Annotated in this window: 22 protein-coding genes and 3 tRNA genes; all 25 read right to left on the minus strand. The window is 41.5% G+C overall.

Features of this window, described 5'->3' with window-relative positions; translation table 11 throughout:
• Positions 1 to 40: 40 nt before the first annotated feature.
• Positions 41 to 1,147: a hypothetical protein gene (locus tag VER_RS02635; RefSeq protein WP_162099340.1), complete on the minus strand. Its 1,107-nt coding sequence runs from the start codon at positions 1,145 to 1,147 to the stop codon at positions 41 to 43.
• A gap of 217 nt (positions 1,148 to 1,364) precedes the next feature.
• Complete coding sequence (locus VER_RS02640) at positions 1,365 to 2,084, minus strand: hypothetical protein (protein ID WP_162099341.1); 720 nt, start codon at positions 2,082 to 2,084, stop codon at positions 1,365 to 1,367.
• Positions 2,085 to 2,244: 160 nt separating this feature from the next.
• Positions 2,245 to 2,321: transfer RNA gene (locus VER_RS02645), tRNA-Arg, on the minus strand.
• A gap of 129 nt (positions 2,322 to 2,450) precedes the next feature.
• Positions 2,451 to 2,524, minus strand: a tRNA-Gly gene (locus VER_RS02650).
• A 10-nt stretch (positions 2,525 to 2,534) separates the two neighbouring features.
• Positions 2,535 to 2,611, minus strand: a tRNA-Pro gene (locus VER_RS02655).
• A 209-nt stretch (positions 2,612 to 2,820) separates the two neighbouring features.
• On the minus strand, positions 2,821 to 3,198 hold the full coding sequence (locus VER_RS02660; protein WP_162099342.1) for a VOC family protein: 378 nt from the start codon (positions 3,196 to 3,198) through the stop codon (positions 2,821 to 2,823).
• A gap of 134 nt (positions 3,199 to 3,332) precedes the next feature.
• Complete coding sequence (locus VER_RS02665) at positions 3,333 to 4,556, minus strand: chloride channel protein (protein WP_162099343.1); 1,224 nt, start codon at positions 4,554 to 4,556, stop codon at positions 3,333 to 3,335.
• Between the two features lie 168 nt (positions 4,557 to 4,724).
• Positions 4,725 to 5,105: a PaaI family thioesterase gene (locus tag VER_RS02670; protein WP_162099344.1), complete on the minus strand. Its 381-nt coding sequence runs from the start codon at positions 5,103 to 5,105 to the stop codon at positions 4,725 to 4,727.
• A gap of 42 nt (positions 5,106 to 5,147) precedes the next feature.
• Positions 5,148 to 6,428 (minus strand): o-succinylbenzoate synthase, encoded by a 1,281-nt coding sequence (menC, locus tag VER_RS02675; protein WP_162099345.1) that lies wholly within the window; start codon positions 6,426 to 6,428, stop codon positions 5,148 to 5,150.
• Between the two features lie 72 nt (positions 6,429 to 6,500).
• Positions 6,501 to 7,952 carry an o-succinylbenzoate--CoA ligase gene (menE, locus tag VER_RS02680; protein WP_162099346.1) on the minus strand — a complete coding sequence of 484 codons (1,452 nt, stop codon included), beginning with the start codon at positions 7,950 to 7,952 and terminating at the stop codon, positions 6,501 to 6,503.
• Between the two features lie 17 nt (positions 7,953 to 7,969).
• The gene (menB, locus tag VER_RS02685; protein WP_162099347.1) at positions 7,970 to 8,812 is read right to left on the minus strand and encodes a 1,4-dihydroxy-2-naphthoyl-CoA synthase; all 843 of its coding nucleotides are present in this window, start codon (positions 8,810 to 8,812) and stop codon (positions 7,970 to 7,972) included.
• A gap of 50 nt (positions 8,813 to 8,862) precedes the next feature.
• Positions 8,863 to 9,777, minus strand: a complete 915-nt coding sequence (menH, locus tag VER_RS02690; RefSeq protein ID WP_162099348.1) for a 2-succinyl-6-hydroxy-2,4-cyclohexadiene-1-carboxylate synthase — start codon at positions 9,775 to 9,777, stop codon at positions 8,863 to 8,865.
• A complete protein-coding gene (gene menD / locus VER_RS02695) occupies positions 9,767 to 11,548 on the minus strand; it encodes a 2-succinyl-5-enolpyruvyl-6-hydroxy-3-cyclohexene-1-carboxylic-acid synthase (protein WP_202922113.1) in 1,782 nt (593 codons plus the stop codon). The genes menH and menD overlap by 11 nt, the downstream gene beginning before the upstream one ends.
• Positions 11,549 to 11,563: 15 nt before the next feature.
• Positions 11,564 to 12,727, minus strand: coding sequence for an isochorismate synthase MenF (locus VER_RS02700; RefSeq protein ID WP_162099350.1), 1,164 nt, complete (start codon positions 12,725 to 12,727; stop codon positions 11,564 to 11,566).
• Positions 12,728 to 12,831: 104 nt separating this feature from the next.
• On the minus strand, positions 12,832 to 13,128 hold the full coding sequence (locus VER_RS02705; RefSeq protein ID WP_162099351.1) for a helix-turn-helix transcriptional regulator: 297 nt from the start codon (positions 13,126 to 13,128) through the stop codon (positions 12,832 to 12,834).
• 78 nt (positions 13,129 to 13,206) lie between these two features.
• Complete coding sequence (locus VER_RS02710; RefSeq protein ID WP_162099352.1) at positions 13,207 to 13,833, minus strand: hypothetical protein; 627 nt, start codon at positions 13,831 to 13,833, stop codon at positions 13,207 to 13,209.
• Complete coding sequence (locus tag VER_RS02715; RefSeq protein ID WP_162099353.1) at positions 13,823 to 15,397, minus strand: DUF2157 domain-containing protein; 1,575 nt, start codon at positions 15,395 to 15,397, stop codon at positions 13,823 to 13,825. The genes VER_RS02710 and VER_RS02715 overlap by 11 nt, the downstream gene beginning before the upstream one ends.
• 62 nt (positions 15,398 to 15,459) lie before the next feature.
• Positions 15,460 to 15,909 (minus strand): universal stress protein, encoded by a 450-nt coding sequence (locus VER_RS02720; RefSeq protein ID WP_162099354.1) that lies wholly within the window; start codon positions 15,907 to 15,909, stop codon positions 15,460 to 15,462.
• Between the two features lie 127 nt (positions 15,910 to 16,036).
• Positions 16,037 to 17,275, minus strand: a complete 1,239-nt coding sequence (locus tag VER_RS02725; RefSeq protein ID WP_162099355.1) for a hypothetical protein — start codon at positions 17,273 to 17,275, stop codon at positions 16,037 to 16,039.
• 16 nt (positions 17,276 to 17,291) lie between these two features.
• A complete protein-coding gene (locus tag VER_RS02730) occupies positions 17,292 to 18,050 on the minus strand; it encodes an amino acid ABC transporter ATP-binding protein (RefSeq protein WP_162099356.1) in 759 nt (252 codons plus the stop codon).
• A gap of 11 nt (positions 18,051 to 18,061) precedes the next feature.
• Entirely contained in the window at positions 18,062 to 18,715 is a 654-nt protein-coding gene (locus VER_RS02735; protein ID WP_162099357.1) for an amino acid ABC transporter permease, read from the minus strand.
• A 118-nt stretch (positions 18,716 to 18,833) separates the two neighbouring features.
• Positions 18,834 to 19,643, minus strand: a complete 810-nt coding sequence (locus tag VER_RS02740) for an amino acid ABC transporter substrate-binding protein (protein WP_162099358.1) — start codon at positions 19,641 to 19,643, stop codon at positions 18,834 to 18,836.
• Between the two features lie 240 nt (positions 19,644 to 19,883).
• Entirely contained in the window at positions 19,884 to 20,372 is a 489-nt protein-coding gene (locus tag VER_RS02745; RefSeq protein WP_162099359.1) for a hypothetical protein, read from the minus strand.
• Positions 20,373 to 20,401: 29 nt separating this feature from the next.
• Complete coding sequence (gene trpS / locus VER_RS02750; RefSeq protein ID WP_162099360.1) at positions 20,402 to 21,388, minus strand: tryptophan--tRNA ligase; 987 nt, start codon at positions 21,386 to 21,388, stop codon at positions 20,402 to 20,404.
• A 214-nt stretch (positions 21,389 to 21,602) separates the two neighbouring features.
• Positions 21,603 to 23,435, minus strand: coding sequence for a glutamine--fructose-6-phosphate transaminase (isomerizing) (gene glmS, locus VER_RS02755; RefSeq protein WP_162099361.1), 1,833 nt, complete (start codon positions 23,433 to 23,435; stop codon positions 21,603 to 21,605).
• Between the last annotated feature and the right edge of the window lie 57 nt (positions 23,436 to 23,492).

The raw sequence follows: 23,492 nt of genomic DNA on the forward strand, positions 1-23,492 counted from the left end.
TTTTTTTGACATTCTACAACCTTTTCACCCCATATAACCCTTAATCTCTAATGCCCTCGGTTGTATCATATATTTTATACATCACCTCTTCGTATATAACAAAATCAACAGTTCGTTTTGCTACTTCTATATCAATAAATAGCCAACTATGATCGACCAACTCTACATTAGCAAAATAGCGCATCCCATACGGGCCCACAAAAATACAGTCACACTCGCCTAAAGTAGCGCCTCCTTCCTTGCTATCCTTGCCTTTAGTGTCCACTTTAATAGATTGTAAACGCTTAAAACCCAACGCAGGCCTTGTCCTATATTCATAGCCCCGTTCTACTAAATAGGCCTTTACTACATCTTCTAGCATACGTACCGTTGCCGCCCTCACATTAACGAGTCGCCCATTTAAAATCTGCAACGCTTCTGCATATTCTAACTTGCTTTGTGCCTTGCTATCAATATTGCGTTGCACCTGTTCGGCGCGCTTAAACACGCCTACCCCCATTCGCCCCTCCTTGGCCACTTGATGACAAGAAACAAAGTACATTTCACCTACACTCTTATAATATATATCTTCGCTACCATCTTCATTATGATGATTATAGGTAGCCTCAAAGGTTACCTCATCGCCAAAGAAACGTTTAATAGCCGCCGCCAATACTATTTCTCGTTCACCAACCACACCTGTGAAACGACGTATAGTATGCCCTTCTACTACATTCAGCGCCCGCTGATGTTCAAAAGTCTTAGCTAACGCAACTAATAAATCTTGTTTCACTACGTCCGTCATGCCTCTAATAGTTTGTAAGTCCCTGTCTGCACAACCCAAAAAGCCAAGGCCATACACATCCTCTTTGACCAATTTTGAAAGTATCGGATTATAGGACGCTCTTGCGGACGGCTCATGCCGCGCATAAATAGCAACAACCTTATCGCTGCTGCCTTTTATCGAAGCTAAGGCTCTAACAACAAAGTTAGCTGGTGCCACATAATATTCAATATACGGCTCCATATGCGCGGGTTCAAAATCTTCAATGCATTCAACTGCAATCGTGTCTTGTGAATCCACTTTCATAATATAAAATGGTTCGCCTCTATGATCTTCTATCGTCACTTGATGAAATGTCGTCTGCTGTTTCTCCATTAGCCCCATTGTGATCACACTTTCTCACCTATTTACACTACTGCCTATGGTATATATGTATATGCTTCATAACTACATTGTTACTATTCGTCACGGCCCCTTGAAAACTCCTTTTTTATAGATATATCAAATATGCAAAAAGCCCTCAAATGTGATGTATGTTTCTCACACTTGAGAGCTTTGATATCCATATCTGAAACTACTTAATCCAATCTAATATAATCTATTAGTAGCCTACTTGTTTTGCTAATTCAACCATTTCATCATGGACAGCTGGTAGTGATTCCGTTTCTACAGCATCAAAGGTTTCCACTTCCGTTGTTTTCAATGTATTAGCATCATAATTTAAACGATACTTACTGTAATATATTGTATCAATTTTTAAGTCATATGCCATATAACGGGCAAACATATCAGGTGTATTATCCGTCAAGAAGCCATAACTAACTAATTCTAACACATCTTTATTTACTCGAATTGGCTGTACATATAATCTAAAATCAGAATTTACGAAACCTGTATCAAGTACATACTTAGATACATCAGTAAAGTTATTTTGAATGTACTGTTTGTCATACGATGCTGGTAAATTTGCTCGTGATGTTAAAGTCATTGGCAATTTTCCATTAGCTTCTTGTTTCTGAACTTGGCTTTGCTGTTTCTTATCTGCTTTATCATTTTGTTGTTGCAAGCGCTCATTAAGCTGCTCATTGATAGAATCTAAATTCCCACGCAATAGTTGTTCAATAACTTTTGCCTGCCATTCTAAATTCTTCTTATCATTACCAGAGTTGTAATTTGCATTATATTTCGCATTAATATTTGCATTCTCATTTGGTTTAGTATTATCTGCAGCCTTAGCTGTATCATTCAATAACGGAGTTACCACAACTGCCAATAATCCTGCTGCCATAAGGCTACGTTTTAAAGCATTAGTCATTTTCATACATTGTTCCTCCCTTTATTAACTATATTTATATTTTACGATATAGTTATGAAGATATCATGGAGGGGGACATATTACTGAGACTCAGCGACAAAAGCACAAAAAATCAACCATGCTAATTTTCGTAATTCCGAAAACCCGCATGGTTGCTTTTTTACTATGGTGATCCAGGAGAGATTCGAACTCCCGACCCACGGCTTAGAAGGCCGTTGCTCTATCCAACTGAGCTACTGGACCATATGAAATTAAAAAAAGAATTTTTCACCGTATATATTATACACTACCCATTATAAAAAATGCAATTCAAGTCAGCTTGGATTACTATAATTTCAGCATATTACACAGAAAAAATTCCACATAAAAAAATGGAGCGGGTGAAGGGAATCGAACCCTCGCGACCAGCTTGGAAGGCTGGGGCTCTACCATTGAGCTACACCCGCAATAAAAAAATGGTCGGAGCAGCAGGATTCGAACCTGCGACCCCCTGGTCCCAAGCCAGGTGCGCTACCAAACTGCGCTATGCCCCGATTTAAAAGAAAAACTATTCTTTTCGTCGTGCTTTTTATTTACTCTTTCGCAACAACAAAGTTATTTTATCACAAGTAAAAAATGTGCGCAAGTACTTTTTTAAAAAATTTTAGTTTTTTCTTTTTAAATTTTTAAAACTACTAATCAACGCAATTATTAAGCGTCTACTAAACCATTCACGCCTTACAACTGGGTTATATTGTTATGCCTACTCATAGCAACATAATTCCACCAAATTTCCGTCCCCATCTCGTAAATACACGCTTTTCATAGGACCCATCGCACCATTTCTATTAACCGGCCCAAGTTCGATAGGATACCCCTTAGCCTTAATGTCTGCCACAACCGCATCTATAGATCCTGCCACTACTAAACATACATCTAAACTACCATACGTAGGATATTGTGCGGCTGGTAAAAATTCCGCTTTTTTGGTATGAATGTTAAGTTTCTGATTTCCAAAGTGTAAGGCGTAGCGACCATTATTTTCTTTTACAGTCATCCCTAACACATCACCGTAAAAATGCAAACAAGCTTTCAAATCTTGCGTAGTAATCACTAAATGATCTAATCCTTTAATATTCATGTTATCCCTCATATCCTTTACTATTCATACCAACCTTCATATCCTTTAATATTCTCAACGTCGCTCCTATTCCTTAATATTCTTTAATATTCCTGATGCCCCTTCTATCCATTCCTATTCATAGTTCCTCTCTTTTATATACGCGTTTTTAGCCATTGCTGGGTCAACATGCCCATACCCATAGCCAACGCAATAGGGAAGAATAATTCGACAGAAAAACGAGATAATTCTAACATAAATACAGCCGAAGTAAGTGGCATTTTCTGCGCTAAGCCGAGGAATACAACGGCCCCTAAAAAGGCCGCTAGCCCAATAGAAATAGGCCCCATTATAACACTCCAAGCAACTGCCACAGCCAGTGCCAAGGTACTGCCAAGCATCATGGATGGTGTAATTTTACCACCATAAGCACCTACTGCTAAAGCCAGCAAGACAGCCACCCATTTAGTTGCAAATAAACCTAATGCATATTGCCAAGTCACTAAATCAGCAAACGTAAGCTGATTGCCTGGTTTGCCATTACCTAAAATAGCAGGGAAATACATCGACATAAGACCGACTACACCAAATGCAACAACGGAGAACAGAATCATTTTAAAACTTTTACGATCAAACTTTGGCAATTTAGCCTGCGTTTTATCAAAGAATACGACAGCAATGCCGATAATAACACCTAACAATACAGCAAATTCGGCAAATGAACCTATCATAGCTGGTTGTGGCATATCGTATTGAATCGTATCCCCTAAACCAAGGCGAACTATAAAGGTCGCCACTCCGCAGGCAATAAAGGCAGCACTTAAAGCACGCACATTCCAAGTCAATAAGAGCGTTTCAAGAACAAAAATAGTAGCTGATACCGGTGAATTATACACCGCTGCCAAACCAGCCCCCGAAGCGCATGCAATCAGTAAGGCTTTATTTTCCTTAGTCACTTCCACATAGCGCATAACCCAGGTAATCAGTGCTGAGGTGGCTTCCCGAGGCGCCACTTCACGGCCTAAAGGGGAGCCCATGCCAACCGTAATAATTTGCAAAGTAGCATGCAACAACGTGGTTACTGGTGGCATTTCTTTGGTTACATCCTTAACAGCATCTTTTACTTCAACTAATTTACCACCATAGCGATGTATTAACACCCAACCTACACCGGCCACCAAACCACAGGCCAATAAAGCCCAAAGCCGATGTTCACCGCTCACCTGTGCTACCCCCACACCAAAACTGTACCCATCAGCAGTACTGTAATTATACATAGCATGTTGAATCACATGTAATAAATTAGTAAATACGATACCTACTAGGCCTGCGAAGATACCGACTAACACGACGAGACCAAAGGTTTTACGTTCTAACATACAAATAAACTCCTATACTTAATCTAGTTTCGCTATCCAAAGGACTGTATCACTACTTAGCTTACTTTCAAATACGCCAATGAGTTCCTTCACTACTACTTACACGTCTTTTGCCATACAAATAAGGGCATTTACCACCGTCAGCAACTTGCATCGCAGTGCCATCATTTATGCCTCTTTTGCCATACGAATAAGAGCATTTACCACCGTCACTTGTGAAATAAGGTGTCCCGTTTCATCCGTGACCTTAATCTCCCACACATGATTTCGGTTACCACCGTGTAACAAAGTCCCCGTCGCTTTCAACAAGCCCTCCGCTTTCATCGGCCGTAAATGTTGTGCCGTAACCGTTTGCCCTACGCCAACATATTCCCCTTGCCCCATACGATTACTCGCCATGCCAGCAATCGCCTCACAAAAAGCAATGGTAGCACCACCATTCAAATAGCCAAAAGGCTGCGCATGAAATGAGGAAAGGGCCATAGCACTTTCAAAGCCCGTGTCCGTCAAATTCATATATTGTATCTGCAATTGATCAACTAAATTCATCTTCTTATCCTTTTCAGTATAAATCGTATAGCGAATACCTATCTACGTAAAACATTGACAATCTACAGCATACGCTTGTAGCTGCTTTGTATCAACAGTAGTACCTAGACCAGCACCAAAGGTGACGGGCATATACCCCTGTTGAAACTCAATCGGGGTGGTAATAATATCTCGTTCAAAATAACGACTCATGCTAGACAAATCGCCTGCCATCCACGTATCACTTAAAGCAGCCAATTGTACATGCATATATTTTGAAACGCCACTTTCCACCATGCTCCCAATCCAGAAGCCAATACCCTTCTCACGACAAAACGCTAAGCAACGGAGCGTTTCACGAAGCCCTCCTAAGCGTCCAACTTTAATATTGAGTAAATCGAGCCAGCCCGTTTCATACATACCTTGTAATTCCGCAAGGGACTGTACACTTTCATCAAAACAAATCGGCGTCTGAATCGCCGTACGCAAAGTCTTTGGCAAGGCCCCATACACGTCACACCCCGTTTGTCCATTTGCGACTTGAAACGGTTCCTCTAAGGACTTCAAATTATAGGCATTTAAAGCGATTATATCTGATGCTTGTTCCAATGAAAAGCTCCCATTGGCATCACCGGCCAAGGTAATATGAGGAAAAGCGTCCCGTACGGCTTTCACCCGTGCTATGGCATCACGCGGAGATAGTTTCAATTTAATCCGCTCACAGCCCGCCGCCACATAGGTAGCTACAGCCGTTAGCACTTCAGAGATGGGCATATCACCTAGGACAACGCCTGTTGCAATTTCGCTTTTTTTATGACCAGGTACTAATCTATCAATAGTAGATACCCCTTGTTCACCATAATAGGCATGAAGCAAAGCATTTTCAAGCCCTGCCCAGGCCATAGGATACTGTAGACGACGACTATCTGTTAATAACTCATAACAAGCCCAAGGTCCGCTTAAGGTACTACCTATAAAGAACGGCAGCCACGCCGTCTGCAGTATTTTTTTACTTTCGCTCAACGTTTCTGCCGTATAAAAAGGATCCGTAAAGGCCACCACTTCGCCATAGCCAGTATAGCCCGTGGTGGTCGTCACTTCAATAATTAAACTCTCTCGTCGTTGTACTTGGCCTTGTGCTGTTTTAAAGGTAAAACGTAAAGGTAAGGCAAGGTGCCATAGTGTAATCGAAGCTACCGTCATACTATGACGACCCGAATCTGGCGTATGACTACGACTAGCCAAACTTGGTATATGCTCATGACTAACCAAATGTGGTGTATGCTCATGACTAACCAAAGCTGGAATATCCATGTGACCAGTGCCTAGCTGATTCTTCGCCATGCCTTACACCTCCTACGTCAATCTTAAAAACTAGACTAAATATCTTATTACATAACTAGATTAAATATTTTATTACATATCGGCCGCTTCTTCCATTAAGGTGCGCCGCAAAATTTTTCCGGAATTATTCCGTGGTAATTTCTCTAAGCGACATATCGCTTTTGGTTGCTTGTAGCGCCCTAAATGATTGAGCAAATGTTCTTTCACTGCTTTCACAGAGGCATCGCCAGCATAATATAAAATAGGAACTTGCCCCCACCGTTCATCCGCTTTGGGCACCACTGCACATTCAGTGACACCTGGCAAACGATATAAACAATCTTCTAATTCTTTAGGGTAAATATTTTCTCCCCCAGAAATAATAATATCCTGGCGTCGATTAACGATATACAAATACCCATCGTCATCTAAATACCCCATATCATCGGTATTAAAAAAGCCGACTATAGGCGGTTGTCCCAAATAGCCTGTCATAAGCATAGGTGACTGCAACCAAATCTCACCAATACCGGCTTTATCAGGATTTCTGACTTCAATAACAACGCCAGGCAAAGGCTTACCTACGGCTTCCCGTTTATCAGGCTTAGCCAACACATTAACAGTAGCACTTTGGGCAAACGTTTCAGTCATACCATAAGTTTTAAAAATTGGCATATCCTTGGCCAAACAAGTATCTACTAGCGCATTGGGAATAAATTCACCACCTAAAAGGACAACCCGTAGCGTATGGGTCGTGATGCGGTCTACAATGCGTTGTAACACGGTCGGTACTAAGGACACCATAGTGAGTTTACCTGCCGTAATGGCCGTTACCACCTGGTCTTCATCAAACGACGACATAATCGTAGCGGCTGTACCATTATATAAAGTCCGCAAAATAATGGATAAACCTGATACGTGAAACATCGGCAACACGGTCAGCCAATTGTCCTTAGGATCGACGCCTAACACCTTAGCCGAAGCCTTTACATGAGCTTCAATCTGCCCCCACCGAAGGGGTACCGATTTAACGGTCCCCGTAGTAGCACTCGTATTCATAATGGCCGCAATGGCCTGATCCATCAACGGCGGTACTAAAAGCCCTTCAAAGCTTTGCACTAAGCGAGTGCGCGATGCTTCATCCATAGGGGGAATCTGAGGCCAAGTGCGCCAAGCCACTTCATTAACAGAGCTATGATGGGGCCGACAAAAACGACCATTACAAGTAGCTTCCACTTTTTCCTGCACTACAGGAGAGGCAAAAATTAACTTAACGCCTAAAGCCTGCGCTTGTTCTTCTTGTTCAGCCACTGTCAAGTGGGGATTAATTAAAAAGATTTCCTTCCCTAAGGACCACAAAGCAAATAGGGTTATGGCCATGTGAACGGAATTTTCACTGCAAAGGCCTAAGCGCGTATCGTCACGCACGACGGATTCTAAAAAGCCCGCTTGCAATACGGTACATTCATAAATTGTTTTATAAGTATAGCCATCAAGAAAGGGCTGATTGGGAGTTGCTTGCGCCCGCTCGCGTAACCATCGCATATACTAAGGGCCTCCTATCAAGGGAATTTAGGGAATTGTTTGAAATTAGGTTTACGTTTTTCTTTAAACGCATCACGACCTTCTTTAGCTTCATCAGTGGTGTAGAACATAAGCGTTGCATCGCCACCAAATTGTTGCAAACCGGCTAACCCATCCGTATCCGCATTGAAGGAAGCTTTTAAGAAACGAAGTGCCATTGGCGATAATTGAAGAATTTCTTCACACCATTTAACAGTTTCTTCTTCCAATTGATCAAATGGTACTACTGTATTTACTAAGCCCATATCAAGTGCTTCTTGTGCAGTGTATTGACGGCATAAGAACCAAATTTCACGAGCTTTTTTATGACCTACCAAGCGAGCTAAATAACCAGCACCATACCCAGCATCAAAAGAACCTACACGAGGCCCAGTTTGACCGAACTTAGCATTGTCAGATGCAATGGAAAGGTCACAAACAATATGAAGTACATGGCCCCCACCAATGGCATAACCGTTAACCATAGCAATAACTGGTTTTGGCGTAATACGAATTAAATGCTGTAAATCTAATACATTCAAACGAGGAATACGGTCTTCCCCTACATAGCCACCATTACCACGCACGCTTTGGTCACCACCAGAGCAGAACGCTTCTTTATTAACGTCGCCACCATGGTTAGCCCCTGTCAAAATAATAACACCCACTTCGGTATCATCACGAGCAATGGTAAAAGCATCAATTAATTCTACTACTGTTTTAGGACGGAAGGCATTACGAATTTCTGGACGATTAATGGTAATTTTAGCAATACCATTGTAGGTTTCATAAATAACATCTTCGTAACCACGATCTAATACTTGCCAATCAAATTTGCTCATAATAAGCCTCCTTTTAAACCTTCACTAAGGAACATATAATAACTAATTTATTAACTAATATTTTTATCATTATAATCAGACAAAAATAAATTTACAATATCATTAAAGGTCTGTGGGGCTTCCACATGCACATTATGCCCCACATTAGGCACAATGACGTGAGCCACATTTTCACAAAGACCAAATACGGTCTGACCAATCTCAGTATACTTAGTATCCAATTGGCCTGACACATAAAGAATTTCTAATTCTAAATCGGCAATTTGATTGCCTACATACAAGGTCATCCCCTGTCCGGTACCACGCAAAGTATGAGCCAATACTTCAGGGGTATTGCTCAAGCGTCTATCTTTAATCGTCTGTTGCACCGCTGGCGATAAAGTACGCTGTGTTTCAAAAATAGGTAGCTGAGACCACATGGCTTCAAACCACTCAATCGAATGACTTTCTATTTTTTGCGCTAATGCTTCATCCGCCTCAGCCCGTGCCTGCCGTGCTGCCATATCTTCAATACCAGGAGCCGCCGATTCCAATAGTAAGAACATTAATCGCTCTGGTTCATACATGGCCGCATATTGCAACGCAATGCGACCACCCATAGAATACCCTAAAATACCATAAGGCTCATGACCTACTAAGGTGTGAATTAAGGTATATAAATGACGAAGCACCGTATCTAGTTGATACATTACAGGATCATTGGACCGATCCGATACGCCATGGCCTAAAAAATCCACACAATATAGACGAAAACCAGGAATGTTTAATTTATCCCAAGTATCACCAGCTTCTGCAAAGCCATGCAAGCAAATTAACGGCATCCCTTCACCCCGTAAGGCTACGTGGTAAGATACATTATCAATGTTAATATACACATCATCAGCCGCTTCCAAGACAGCTTCTACTTCAGCCCGTTCTCCTTGGTCATACACACGGGTTTCGTCTGTATCAAACTCATTTTTCATACACACTTACCGTATACTTTCTGTGAAGTTCTCGACTGACTGCACGATTCGTTTTAACTTCTAATATATGAATGCCTCCCTTGTGTAAAGCCTTTTGCACTTGCTTAGGAAAAGACGCATAGTCAGTGATAGACTCATATTGCACCCCCATGAGAGAGGCTAAGGCACTATAAGTAAGACCTTGAGGCGTGCCAAAGAGATATTCAAAATTAGGTACGCCCTTTTGTGGCAAGTATTCAAAAATACCGCCCCCATCATTATTAAATAATAGCACTACCAGATTAAGCTGTTCCGTCCGCCCCATGACAAGACCATTCATATCATGGAAAAAGGATAAATCCCCAGTTACTAAAACCGTAGGCTCCCCATAGGCTGCCCCTACGCCTAAAGCGGTTGACTCTATCCCATCAATGCCATTAATCCCACGATTGCCATAAACGCGTAAGGTCGTAGCACCACGAGGCCAAAAATAATCAAAATCACGAATAGCCATACTATTAGCCACGACTACATTTGCATAGCTTGGTAAGCACTGCTGCAAAACCTGCACAAAGCGACCTTCAAAGAGAATTTCTTCTGTTGCCGCCTGATTTAATTGCTTGCGCATGCCCGCTTGTGCCTGTTGCCAACGAGCAACAAACTGAGAAATCTTAGCTGTTGAAGCCGTTGGTTTATGCTTAACCACATCTTTAATAACTAGAGTAGTCTCAGCGTTTAAACTGTCTTCAGTTTTCTCCCTATTCGCTAAGGCTTTTACCATTTGATCAGCCCACGCTTTGGGCTCTATTTGAAGGACCACATTGGTCGTCAGCGCGCCATTGCGATACGCCGCTCCTGGATCAATCTGATAACATAGAGCGCCTGCTTGCTGTTTCACAAACTGCTGTAATCGTTTCGACACAGGAATTTGCCCAATTAATAAAATGTACTCTGGCTGTAAATCTGCTCGCCATGCTGAATCACTCAAAAAAGCATCATAACTATCCATAACTAACGCATCCTCTACAGCGCGCATAGGCGATAAGGGATCTGCCAATATAGGCGTTTGTAAGGCTTTAGCCAAGCCTAGTACAGACTCTCTATACTCTGCCGACCACTGTTCGTAGCCCGTCAAAGGACCACATAACATAATCCCTCGTTTACCTTGTAATTCAGCTAATAAGGTTTCACAATCAGTAGCACTAAGCTGACTATGACCGCGTACTTTTTGAAATCGCTTAGATTGACGACCTTTCGTGAAATTACTAGCCCCTAAATCAGGCACCAAGGGTTCCCGCAAAGGCACATTAATATGAACTGGCCCTGGCACCACATCGGTAGCTGCCATATAGGCCCGCGTCATAACCTGCCGTGGATAAATAAAATCTTCAGCCCTAGGACTAAGCGTTTCAAAATGCTTCACATAAGGACCAAATAATTTAACTTGATCCATCGTCTGTGGCGCCCCAATCCCTTGTGCTTCTGGCGGTCTGTCAGCGGTTAAAACAATTAAAGGCACCCTACTATAATAGGCTTCAATGAGGGCTGGATAATAATGAGCCCCCGCCGATCCAGATGTACAGACTAATACAACGGGTGTTTGGGACCGCTTCGCTATGCCTAAGGCAAAAAAGGCCGCAGACCGCTCATCGATATTCATATATGTTTTGTATTGCCCATGCGCCATAAATAACATGGCCATCGTAGTAGAACGAGAACCACCACTGAAGACAACGTGACGAGCCCCCAACTGGTACAATTCGTCCACTGCTGCGGCTATATATTCATTCATAGTCATACCTCAATATTATAACGCCTTTAAAATGGTTTGCAATTTAGTCGCTGTTTCCGTATATTCAGCTTCGCAATCCGATTCAGCTACTACGCCGCACCCTGCATAAGCATATAAATCTTGGCCATGCACTAAAGCAGAGCGAATACCAACAATCAATAAACCATCACCCGCTTCACGAAACAAAGGTGTATTTCCACATACCCAACCAACGGGAGCGGCATATAACCCACGCTCATACGGTTCAAATTGCTTTAAAACAGCTAGGGCCGCTTCACGAGGCTCGCCGCCCATAGCCGGCGTTGGGTGTAACGCTTTCGCCATTGTCAAAATTGAATCTTTCGTATCATGGCCATATAATAAAGTCCGCAAATGATATAAATTAGGTAACTCCATAATATGGGTAGCTTGCACATCCACTTTATCGCACATAGCGAGCATAGTTTGACGAATTCGGTCTATTACAATCTGGTGTTCCCGTAAGTTTTTAGGATCATGCAAAAGACGATCACCACCATCGTGAATATCATCCTTTTTAAGTGTCCCTGCTAGAGCATAACTCATAAAGTCCTGCCCCCGTTTACGAACTAACACTTCAGGCGAAGCCCCTAAAAAAACAGCATCCCCTTTTCCATACGCAAAGATAAAGGCGCCTTCGTTTTGAGCCACTAAATTACCAATAATCGACGCCGTCTGAAACGGCGTTTCACTGTGAAACGCCACTTTACGGGAGGCCACTACCTTCGTGACTTCGCCACTACGAATAGCTTGTTGGATCCCTTCAAATAAGGACTGCCACGCTGTATAATCGCCCGTAGTTACCATTTCATAGGTATGTTGCACCGAAGGCACGGTCATAGGCGCTATGACAGGCGCACTATCAGTAGCCGTTACCCAATAGGCTTTGCCTTCTTCTTTCACATAATAATGCGTAAAGACGACTAACTCATTCCCCATATTTTGCCAAATAGGGTCCTCAATAGTATCAAAAAAACTTTGACTATACCAAGCCCAAGGATAGTCTGCTAGTTCTGCTTCCGTAATGCGTTTCACCCGTCCAGCAGCCACAATGACGCGATTAACTTGCGTATCATGCCAATACACTCGTTCTTCACCCTCAAAATGTTGCCATACGGCTAACGGATTCGTTAAATCCGTTGAAAAAATTGTATATTTCATAAAAATCCTCATTGTAAAACTATGTTGACAATTTATTATACCACTGTCACGGACTAAAAGAAAACCGCCTATACAGGCGGTTTTACTAGCATATACAATTGTCCTTATTGATGCGAAACATGTTCGATACCTTGACTTAAAAGTACCACCACATGCTCATCATTCAAACTATATAAGGCTGTTTTACCTTCTTTGCGAAAGGTAACTAAGCGAGCTTGACGCAACACGCGTAATTGATGAGAAATAGCAGACTGCCCCATGCCCATAGCTTCGGCAATATCAGTAACGCACATTTCCTTATTTAACAATTGTTGTACAATACGCAAACGTGTTGGATCCCCTAACACTTTAAATAAATCAGCCAATTGTTGTACATCCACTTGTACATGACTTACATCCATGACCCCACTCCTATATGTTACGAATTTAACTTACCTTTTATTATATACCAAAACGTAAGTCTTAAGCCAGTTTTAGTTTTATTCGCTCCCACTCGTAGCCACAACACTAGTAGCAGGCTCACCAATCTGTTCAATAGGTGTACGACTATCTAACTCTTGCTGAGCTTCACTTTCTGGGGTAGCCACTTCTAATGACACGCCCCGTGAATACACACCGGTTACAATACCATAACCATCTTTAATTTTTAACGTAGCCAACAATGTGCCCTTGTAGGTCGTATAGAATTGAGGATTCACTTTATTTAAATCTAAGGTAACCCGATTAAATAAGAGTTGAAACTCCACATCCGTGCCATCAATCTTCGTAACACGGGCCAGAATATAATCCCCCGAAGTTGGTTTTGTATCCGCCACCCCTTTTACTTCGAGCAAACCATTGGCTTTCGCACTGACCCACACATACACTTCTTGGTTAACTACAGGCAAATGACCACCTTGCCACGGTGCTCGACTGCCTAAAAATTTAACTTCTAAATAATCAGAAGGAATCCAACTGGCCGTTCGTGACAAAGAAACGGGCCACTGATATTCACCGCCCCCTTGCAACAATGTCGTCGAACGCTGTTGAATAAAGAACGGCGATACCAAAGTCACCACGGCGACCACTGCAAAGAGTAGCCACTTTAGATACGCTTTATTTAGCATCTGTTGGGCCCTCCTTTCGTGAAACGTCACTTGAACCACTAGTAGGTATCGTACCAGTTCCCTCTGTAACCGAGCCTACCGTTGCCGTTTCAGAATCTGTAGCGGTACTACCCGCACCAGTCAAGACAGTCAACTCATCACTAGGCGCTAAGCGCTCCTCACGGGACTTATCACTAGTAGCTACCACCTCATCACCAGCCTCAGCCGGCTTCACCTCGCCGCGAGCACTTCGGCGCACGCGACGCGTTGCTTTAGCCACCGACGCATTAACCTGTGCCTGCTGCGCTTGCTTACGCCACATATAAAAGAGATTTACTACAAAAATAGCGCCCCCTACAATAATAAAGGTAAAACCCCGTTCTACAAACGTAAAGGCAGGATCAAAGAAACGAGCCCCAATCATAGCGAGGAACGTAAAAATACAACCATTTACAAGTGCTACGCGATTAGTCATCGTCCCTTGCCACAATAAAATAACGGCCAAACAAATTACATACAGATTAAATATAATCGACACTGTTAACGGAGCCATTCCACTATGAGCAAGAATCATTAAAAGTCCTACCACAAGCGGACACACGGTAATTAAAATCTCAGGACCTTGGCGTTTTTGCCATAAGGCATTAAGCGCACCTATAACAAGTGCTAAAGCCACTACCGCTAACAGTAGGCTGAGCCAACCCACATTGGCCGTCGCTTCTTCTTGCCAAGTTTGCAAGAAGGTGCCATACACCACCACATACATAAGGCCTAATACGCCTACGCCACGGAACGGTAAGGACCAAATTCCCTGTTCCCGCGATAAACTGCCCAACGCATACGTAGCTGCCGACAAGGCCGCTACAAAGAATAAATCTAAGGACAACTGATAGGAACTAATGGTAAAAAAGATAGCTCCAAAAATAGCCCCTACATACACCCAAGACAACCATAGAAGAGATAAATAAGACTGTGTCCGTTTTCGTAGCTGTTCAGCAAAGAAAGGACTACCAGCCGCTAATAATAACCAAAGCCGAAACGGTTCGCCCCAAATAGTCACATCGTGAGCCGATATACTCCACGCTAACCCAATCAGTAAATACACCATCATGGTAAAATTTGACCCTAGTAGATAAACTACAGGGAGCAACAACACCATGCAAACAAGGGCATAAAAGCCCAGTCCTTCACCAGTATAATAGGTATCAGCCATGAGCCATGTTGATACCAGTAAGGCTATGGCATAAAAAAGCCCTACTCCCTCAGCATATAGGCTATTCCGTGGTGTTTTCCAAACACCTAAACCTAAGGCAATAACAGCAACTAACAAAAGAGCAATGCACCAATCCATCCGTCCTGCTGGTGAAAAGCTATACCAATAGCCTGCAAATAACAAAAACAGGCCTAAGCTAATTAACAACAAACCTAATAACAATACCAACAAACGGCGCCACGAAGGGCCTTTCTTAGTTTCGATAGTACCATAAAACACCCGCATCTGAGCAGCATGTTCCTTAGTAATCCATCCTTTTTCTTCCCATGTTGGTAGTTGTTCATGAAGCCAAACCACGCGTTGTTTATTCATAGCGCCTCCATTCCAAAAAGAGGCTTTGCCCTATGGCGAGCAAAGCCTCTTATATGACAACCTTATTTTACAACGAGCACTGGGCAAGTAGAATGACTGGTTACATAACTACTTACACTGCCCATGAATAAGCCTTTTAAAGGTCCTAAGCCACGGCTACCCATTACAATTAAATCGGCATTGAATTTCTTTGCTACCGCCAAAACAGCTGGGCCAGGCGAGCCTACTTCAAATACATTTTTCACAGCAATATCAGCTGGTACGTCTTTTGCTACATCTTCCAATATTTTTTTGCCTGTTTCTTCCATATCTTCGGCAATCTGTTCAGACACATAGCCACCACTAATTGGCGTTTGGTCAAAATTAGAAATAGCAGATACAATGTTAGCTACATGAACAATGATAAGCTGTGCTTCATTACGTTCGCAAATGGAAATGGCATGCTGTAAAGCTCGTTTCGAGTTTTCAGAACCATCTGCTGGTACGACAATAGTTTTGTATTCTACTTTCATATAAATCCCTCCCACTGGTGAATGAACTTGATTCATTCACTATGACTTCTTCTATACTTAAAGTATTCTCTACCAATATATAAAAGTCCTTTTTTCTTGTCAAAAAATTTTTAAAAAATTTAAAATTTTATAAAACAATAGTGCCACTCGTCATAAGACCTTTGTGTTGAATCCGCACGCCTTCCACGAGTTGCATCAAATCTTCGAGGGTTTGCCCATTATCTGGCGTCATAACACGAGCCACCACCGCTTGGCCTTTATCCGTCAAGGTAATATAAGAAGCAAACTTAATGGCACTCCCTTCACCGCGTTGTAAAGTACCGGCAATTAAACTACCTGTATTATGATTATCAATTAATGTTTTATACGCTTCAATAGTAGCGCCATAATTATTAACTAATTCTTCCACATAGTAATCAGCCATTTCTTGACGAGCTGTCATCGTAGGATAGGCCGTCGTAGAATCTAAGGCTACCGTCTTTTCCATAGGGAACAAGCCCACTTCAATCCGATAGCTATCTTTAGACAGAACGGCGCCCGTATTACCTTTAGTCAATACTTTAAACCCTTTTGGTTTAACAAAGCTAATTTCATCATTTAGTACTAAATCGCCCACATTGCGATATTTTTCTTTCAATAATTTAAAAGAAGGAATCACGGTTTTCACAATACCTTGATTCATGTAATCCGTATACTTGCTTGGATACATCATTGTCAACGTATAGCGCTGGGTAGGATCTTGCGCCATGATAAATTCCGCATCAAAGAAGGTTGACCCCGTTTCACCAGCATCACTGCGAACAAAGGAATCCCACCGTGCCGTGGTGGCTCCTTTATAATCAAATAAATCGCCATCTAATACATAACCTTTAAGGTCTGGACGATTTTCACGCCACAAAGCTAAATAACGATCCTTAGTCATATTAGTAACGGATTCATTATACCAAGTGCTATTCCACTGAGTTAAGCTTACATTGCCATCCACAATATTATCCCGTTTCGTAAAGGATACTAAAAATGGTTCAGCAATCGAACTTTCAGCTAAATTAAAGAAATAGCCTCGTTCAGTGCTCCCATCTTGTTTAGCTTGCGATTCATACCGACCATTCGTTAAACGCCAAGGCACTGTAAAAGTGTACCCTTCGTGGTAATCCCGTACTTCTGTAGTCACCGTTGTGGCATAGGATTGATACGCTGCTGGTAAGCTGGCTTCACTATGTACTCCACGAGCTTCAAAGGTCTGTGCCTGAGCCGTTGCTTTCGTTGTATCATAAGCAGGTAAACTCTTGGCGTAGGCCGTGCCCATTACGCCTAATAGAGCGCCTACGGCTAAGGTAGCTAGTTTTGCTTGCCAATATTGCTTCATAATATAAGTCTCCTTTTTATAGCATAGAATCTAAAAATGCTTTGGTACGTGGTGACTTAGGATTGGTAAAGATTGCTTCTGGTTCCCCTTCTTCTTGAATAATACCATCCGCCATAAAAATGATGCGGTCTGCTACTTGACGAGCAAACGCCATTTCATGAGTAACAATAATCATCGTCATATGTTCCTCCGCTAACTGTTGAATCGTGCGAAGCACTTCACCAGTCAACTCAGGATCTAGGGCTGACGTTGGTTCGTCAAAAAGCATAATGCTTGGATTCATGGCCAAGGCACGGGCTATGGCAACACGTTGCTTTTGACCGCCTGATAATTTAGCCGGATACACATCGCGTTTTTCCCATAAACCAACTTTTTTCAATAACTGCTCCGCTATAGGTGCAATATCGGCCGTCTTCATGCCTTTTACCATTTGTGGCGCAATTAAGATATTATCCCATACTGTCATATGAGGGAATAAATTAAATTGTTGGAATACCATGCCCATTCGTAGCAATAGCTGTTGCTGTGTTTTTTTATCGCTATACACAGCTGGACCATCCCCTGTCGTTTGTACCAAAGATGTTCCATCTACTACTATTGTACCACGGTCTATCATTTCTAGCTGGCCTAAACAACGTAAAAAAGTAGATTTTCCTGAACCAGAAGGTCCAATAATAGCTACCACTTCCCCTTTGGTCATAGATAAGCTTACGTTTTTGAGAACAGGTAAGCCATCAAAGCTTTTTTCTATATTCTTCATTTCAATAAAGCTCATATATATCGCTCCTATTCATCATACACAGCATAACGCTTTTCTAAGTAGTTAAAAATATTAGTCAACACAAAGGTCATAATTAAATAAAATACACCAGCTACGATAAAAGCCGACGTATCAAAATCCCTTTGTACAATCCCTCGGGTAATGCGCAATACATCATTCATAGCTAAAATATACACTAAGGATGTATCTTTTAAGAGATTAATCGTTTCATTGGCTAGGGGTGGCAACACTCGTTTAATTACTTGCGGTAAAATGATTTTACGCATCGTTTGTACATAAGTAAAGCCTAGTACTTTAGCCCCTTCATACTGCCCTTTAGGGATAGATTGAATCCCACCACGGAAGATTTCACATAAATAGGCTGCATAATTCAAAACAAAGGAAATCACAGCGGCCGTTGTGTCATCCAATTGCACACCTACATAGGGAATGAAAGGTAGACCATAGTAAATGAATAAAATTTGTAACATAAGTGGCGTTCCACGCATTACATATACATAAAACGCCATAATTTTACGTACAATCCCAATAGGTGATAACCGTAATAAGGCTGCTAAAATACCACCAGGTAAGGATAATAGCAAAACCACTGCAAATAGTGATATTGTCACGCCTAAGCCATTAGCAATCACCGGCGTAATCTTCAATAAATAGTCCATGTAACTGACTCCCTTCAAAGAAAGAAAGGAGGTAAGGTTTACCTCCCTTCTTACACTGTTTTTACTTACATATCCTTGTAAATGCTCACAGCGCTTACGCCGTTTTGCTCACCGGATATTATTTAAACGCATCTTTATTTAATAAATTACCATTGCCAAACCATTTTTCAGCAATTTTATCAGCAGTGCCATCGTTCATCATTTCTTTGAGAACTTCGTTCATCTTAGCTTGTAACGCTTTGTCATCTAAGCGGAAACCAACTGCCATTTTATCAGCACCATAATCGCCATTAGCAACGCGGAACACGCCCGGTTTCTGTGTCATTGTATATTGACCTACAATACCATCCACTACCAAGGCATCAATACGCCCTAGTTCAAGATCCATAAAGGCATTAACAAAATCGCCATATTTTTTAACTTCTTTAATGCCTCGTTCTTGTGCATCTTTATCAAGGATTGGTTCTACATTACTACCTTGTTGAGTACCAACGATTTTGCCTTTTAAATCTTCTTTACCTTGAATTGCTGAATCATTGCGAACTACGATGATTTGTTTATCTTGAATATATGGTGTGGAGAATAAAATATTCTTTTCCCGATCTGGAGTAACAGTTACGCCATTCCACAAAGCATCAATCCGTTTACTCTTAAGTTCGGCTTCTTTACTGTCCCAATCAATGGCTTTAAACTCTACGTCCATACCAGCTCGTTTAGCCGCTTCTTTTGCTAGGTCAATATCAAACCCTACAATTTCACCTTTGTCATCGCGGAAGCCCATTGGCGGGAAGTTGTCATCTAAACCAATAACCATTTTTTTAGGTAATTCACCAGCCCCATTGCTACTTGTATCAGAACCACAACCAGCGGTGAAGGCTACTAATGCTAACATGGTCATCCCTAAAGCTGCTAATTTTTTCATATTCATAACTAAGTCCCCTCTTTCTTTTAGTCGGTGCATTTAAAATTTATGAACTTATTTTACTTCATCTAGCTAAAGTTGTAAAGTATTAAATTTTAATTTTTAAAACTTATTTTTCATAGCAAGCTGAACTAAAACGCATATAACAGCCTAAATACCTCCAAAAGAAAGAGCCCAACCTAAGTTGGGCCTTCTATGAATCACTAATTATGACACTCCCTGATGCAAACTATAAAATGTTAGCCTTTAAGAGGCACTATGACTGCGCTCATCAATCAAGGTTAACAATTCTAACTTCTGATTATACTGCACAAATTGCAAATCAACCATAACGATGAGAATCCCCCCTGTATCCGTCACCATATGGATTTCTTCCCAATTAGCCGTAAACCCCATAATCTGATTATACGGAATAAAGGTGTAGTAATGATCGCCATTCCACAGCATATCAATACGTTCCCATAAACTAGCCGGGCGGCGCCGTATGACAATCCCTTTTTGACACACATAAACTAGAGGGCGCCTTTGACGAGTCATGCGCCATACACAAAAGCCAACTATGAAATAATCAATGGCAATTTGGTTCCACATAACCCCTCGTTGGGCATGCCACATAGCCCATGTAGCTACAGCCCCAAAAAATAGCCACATTACCCAAGACACTACTATATAATCGGCAAACGTTCCCTCAACTTCGCCACAAGGAAAGCGTTTGGCTACTTCTTTTGCATCCATAGCCACACCTCCAGCCCCAAAACACTGTTTTATTTGCGATGAAGCCCCATAGCTAGTTCCACTTCACGATATGTTTTGCTAGCTGTTTCACGTGCTTTTAAAGCCCCTTCATCAAGAATACGATCCAGTTCTGGACTATCAATCAAGTCATTATACCGTTCATGAATTGGTTTCAACATATCTACCAATAATTCCGCTACATCCTTTTTAAAAGTACCATAACCTTGACCTGCATAGCGCTGTTCAATGGTATCATAGGATTCTTTCGTAATCGCTGCATAGATTCCCATTAAATTAGAAATGCCTGGTTTGTTTTCTTTATCATAATGAACGGAATTGTCAGAGTCCGTTTGAGCTCGTTTAATCTTTTTCACAATCGTTGCTTCATCGTCCAATAAACGAATGGTAGCCATCTGATTATCATCAGATTTACTCATTTTCTTCGTTGGTTCTTGTAAGCTCATAACACGAGCCCCACCTACACCCATCTTGATTTCAGGAATGGTGAATACTTCCCCATACACGCGATTAAAACGCTGTGCCAAATCACGAGTTAATTCCATATGTTGCTTCTGGTCTTCCCCTACTGGCACATAATTAGTCTGATATAACAAAATATCCGCCGCCATCAATGGTGGATAGGTCAATAAACCGGCAGGAATAGAGTCGCCTCGTTTCTGAGATTTATCTTTATATTGCGTCATCCGTTCTAATTCGCCTACATAGCTAATGGTGGTCATAATCCAACCTAAACGTACATGTTCTGGTACTTCTGATTGTACAAACAAGGTAACTTTTTTAGGGTCTAAGCCAACAGCTAAATAAAGAGCTGCTAGACGACGCGTATTGGTGAATAATTCTTTAGGATCCTGTGGTACCGTAATTGCATGCTGGTTTACGATACAGTAATAGCATTCATCTTTATCTTGATAGTCTAAAAAGTTGCGAAGTGCCCCTAAGTAATTACCCAAGGTTAATTCGCCACTTGGTTGAATGCCTGAAAAAATAACTGCCATGAAAAATTCCTCCTATAATAGTCTCTGGCAAAAGATAAATGTTTCACCAGAGAGTATATCTTTATATTCATTTACTATTGTACCCCGAATATGCCATTCTGTACATGAAAAATAACCGTGGCTACTAAAAATAGCCACGGTTAAAAGAGTCAACAGTCAGACTGTGGCTCAACTATACATCTGCGTAACCTGCTACCAGCTATTAGCTAAGCAATTATTCTACAGTTACTGATTTTGCTAAGTTTCTTGGTTTATCTACATCAGCACCACGCGTAATAGCTGCATAATATGCTAACAATTGTAAAGGTACAACGGCTAAAATTGGCGCTGCATATTTGTCAGCCCGAGGTACGAAAATAGTATGATCAACATATTTTTCAAGCTCTGTATCACCTGCCAGGCCAAGACCAATTACAACAGCGTCACGAGCTTTAACTTCTTTTACATTGCTCATCATTTTTTCGCGCACATCATCTTGCGTTGCAAGGGCAATCACTGGAACGCCTTCTTCAATAAGCGCTAACGTGCCATGTTTTAATTCCCCTCCGGCATACGCTTCTGCATGAATGTAGGAAATTTCTTTTAATTTTAAAGACCCTTCCATAGCAACAGCGTAATCGATAGAGCGTCCTAAGAAGAACGCATCTTCGCGGAAACCATAATTACGAGCAAACGCCTTAATATCATCTACGGACTCAAAAATTTCATTACACAAATTAGGCAATTCATGTAAATCTGTTAAAATCTGTTCCCGTAAGCTAGCATCTAATTTGCCATTTAATTGACCAAGATAAACGGCCAATAACAATAAAGCTACCAACTGAGTTGTATAGGCTTTAGTAGAAGCTACCGCAATTTCAGGGCCAGCCCAAGTATAGATTACTTGATCCGCTTCACGCGAAATAGACGAACCTACCACATTAGTAATTGCTAAAGAACGAGCACCTAAACGTTTAGCTTCTTTTAAAGCAGCCAAAGTATCACTGGTTTCACCAGACTGACTAATTACGATAGCCAAGGTATTTTTATCCGTTAATGGATTGCGATAGCGGTATTCAGACGCAATATCTACTTCAACAGGAATACGGGCTAACTGTTCAATATAGTATTTAGCCACTAAACCTGCGTGATACGCCGTACCACAAGCAGTGATTAAAATGCGATTGATTGAAGCCACATCCGCTGGTTCCCAACCCAATTCTTCATAGATAACTTCTTTATTATCTTTAGAAATACGACCGGTTAAAGTATCACGAATGGCTTTAGGCTGTTCGTAAATTTCTTTTAACATGAAATGTTCAAAACCACCTTTTTCAGCAGCTTCTGCATTCCAAGTTACATGGAATACTTTTTTGTTGATTGGATTACCAGCTCGATCACTTACGCTTACGGAATCTTTAGTAACGATAGCTACTTCGCCATCATTCAAAATATAGGTGTCGCGCGTATGATTAATAATGGCTGGAATATCAGAGGCAATAAAGTTTTCCCCTTTACCAAGACCGATAACTAATGGATTATCCTGTTTAGTACAAATGATACGGCTTGGGTCATCGGCACACATAATAACTAAAGAGTAAGACCCTTCAATACGATCTAGCATGCGACGTACAGTGCCTTCAAAGTCACCATCATACATGTCAGCTAATAAATGAGCGACTACTTCCGTATCTGTTTCAGACTTAAATTCATAACCTTTTTTAAGCAATTCTTCTTTAATAGGCAAGTAGTTTTCTACAATCCCATTATGAACAACCGCAAATAAGCCTTTCGTATCTGTATGGGGATGCGCATTCATATCAGATGGACGACCATGAGTAGCCCAACGAGTATGACCAATCCCCATAAAACCAGGGTTTGGATCTGCTTTTACAACAGCTTCTAAATTAGCCAAACGGCCAACTTTTTTCTGCACCTTAATTACATTATCTGGGCCCAATACGGCAATCCCCGCTGAGTCATAGCCACGATATTCAAGCTTAGATAAGCCTTCTAACATAAACGTGGACGCATCCTCAAAACCAATATATCCTACAATACCACACATGGTTGTTTTCCTCCTAATAATAGACATACTTCATTGCTTCCTATAAGCCTTTTGTTC

Origin of the sequence: Veillonella sp. R32 (genome assembly GCF_010093125.1) — a bacterium.
Taxonomy (GTDB): domain Bacteria; phylum Bacillota; class Negativicutes; order Veillonellales; family Veillonellaceae; genus Veillonella_A.

What these genes read in the sequence shown, in the direction of transcription:
- VER_RS02635 (WP_162099340.1), bottom strand. Translation starts at nt 1,147, where the DNA reads ATGGGGCTAATGGAGAAACAGCAGACGACATTTCATCAAGTGACGATA.
- VER_RS02640 (WP_162099341.1), bottom strand. Translation starts at nt 2,084, where the DNA reads ATGAAAATGACTAATGCTTTAAAACGTAGCCTTATGGCAGCAGGATTA.
- VER_RS02660 (WP_162099342.1), bottom strand. Translation starts at nt 3,198, where the DNA reads ATGAATATTAAAGGATTAGATCATTTAGTGATTACTACGCAAGATTTG.
- VER_RS02665 (WP_162099343.1), bottom strand. Translation starts at nt 4,556, where the DNA reads ATGTTAGAACGTAAAACCTTTGGTCTCGTCGTGTTAGTCGGTATCTTC.
- VER_RS02670 (WP_162099344.1), bottom strand. Translation starts at nt 5,105, where the DNA reads ATGAATTTAGTTGATCAATTGCAGATACAATATATGAATTTGACGGAC.
- menC (WP_162099345.1), bottom strand. Translation starts at nt 6,428, where the DNA reads ATGGCGAAGAATCAGCTAGGCACTGGTCACATGGATATTCCAGCTTTG.
- menE (WP_162099346.1), bottom strand. Translation starts at nt 7,952, where the DNA reads ATGCGATGGTTACGCGAGCGGGCGCAAGCAACTCCCAATCAGCCCTTT.
- menB (WP_162099347.1), bottom strand. Translation starts at nt 8,812, where the DNA reads ATGAGCAAATTTGATTGGCAAGTATTAGATCGTGGTTACGAAGATGTT.
- menH (WP_162099348.1), bottom strand. Translation starts at nt 9,777, where the DNA reads ATGAAAAATGAGTTTGATACAGACGAAACCCGTGTGTATGACCAAGGA.
- menD (WP_202922113.1), bottom strand. Translation starts at nt 11,548, where the DNA reads ATGAATGAATATATAGCCGCAGCAGTGGACGAATTGTACCAGTTGGGG.
- VER_RS02700 (WP_162099350.1), bottom strand. Translation starts at nt 12,727, where the DNA reads ATGAAATATACAATTTTTTCAACGGATTTAACGAATCCGTTAGCCGTA.
- VER_RS02705 (WP_162099351.1), bottom strand. Translation starts at nt 13,128, where the DNA reads ATGGATGTAAGTCATGTACAAGTGGATGTACAACAATTGGCTGATTTA.
- VER_RS02710 (WP_162099352.1), bottom strand. Translation starts at nt 13,833, where the DNA reads ATGCTAAATAAAGCGTATCTAAAGTGGCTACTCTTTGCAGTGGTCGCC.
- VER_RS02715 (WP_162099353.1), bottom strand. Translation starts at nt 15,397, where the DNA reads ATGAATAAACAACGCGTGGTTTGGCTTCATGAACAACTACCAACATGG.
- VER_RS02720 (WP_162099354.1), bottom strand. Translation starts at nt 15,909, where the DNA reads ATGAAAGTAGAATACAAAACTATTGTCGTACCAGCAGATGGTTCTGAA.
- VER_RS02725 (WP_162099355.1), bottom strand. Translation starts at nt 17,275, where the DNA reads ATGAAGCAATATTGGCAAGCAAAACTAGCTACCTTAGCCGTAGGCGCT.
- VER_RS02730 (WP_162099356.1), bottom strand. Translation starts at nt 18,050, where the DNA reads ATGAGCTTTATTGAAATGAAGAATATAGAAAAAAGCTTTGATGGCTTA.
- VER_RS02735 (WP_162099357.1), bottom strand. Translation starts at nt 18,715, where the DNA reads ATGGACTATTTATTGAAGATTACGCCGGTGATTGCTAATGGCTTAGGC.
- VER_RS02740 (WP_162099358.1), bottom strand. Translation starts at nt 19,643, where the DNA reads ATGAATATGAAAAAATTAGCAGCTTTAGGGATGACCATGTTAGCATTA.
- VER_RS02745 (WP_162099359.1), bottom strand. Translation starts at nt 20,372, where the DNA reads ATGGATGCAAAAGAAGTAGCCAAACGCTTTCCTTGTGGCGAAGTTGAG.
- trpS (WP_162099360.1), bottom strand. Translation starts at nt 21,388, where the DNA reads ATGGCAGTTATTTTTTCAGGCATTCAACCAAGTGGCGAATTAACCTTG.
- glmS (WP_162099361.1), bottom strand. Translation starts at nt 23,435, where the DNA reads ATGTGTGGTATTGTAGGATATATTGGTTTTGAGGATGCGTCCACGTTT.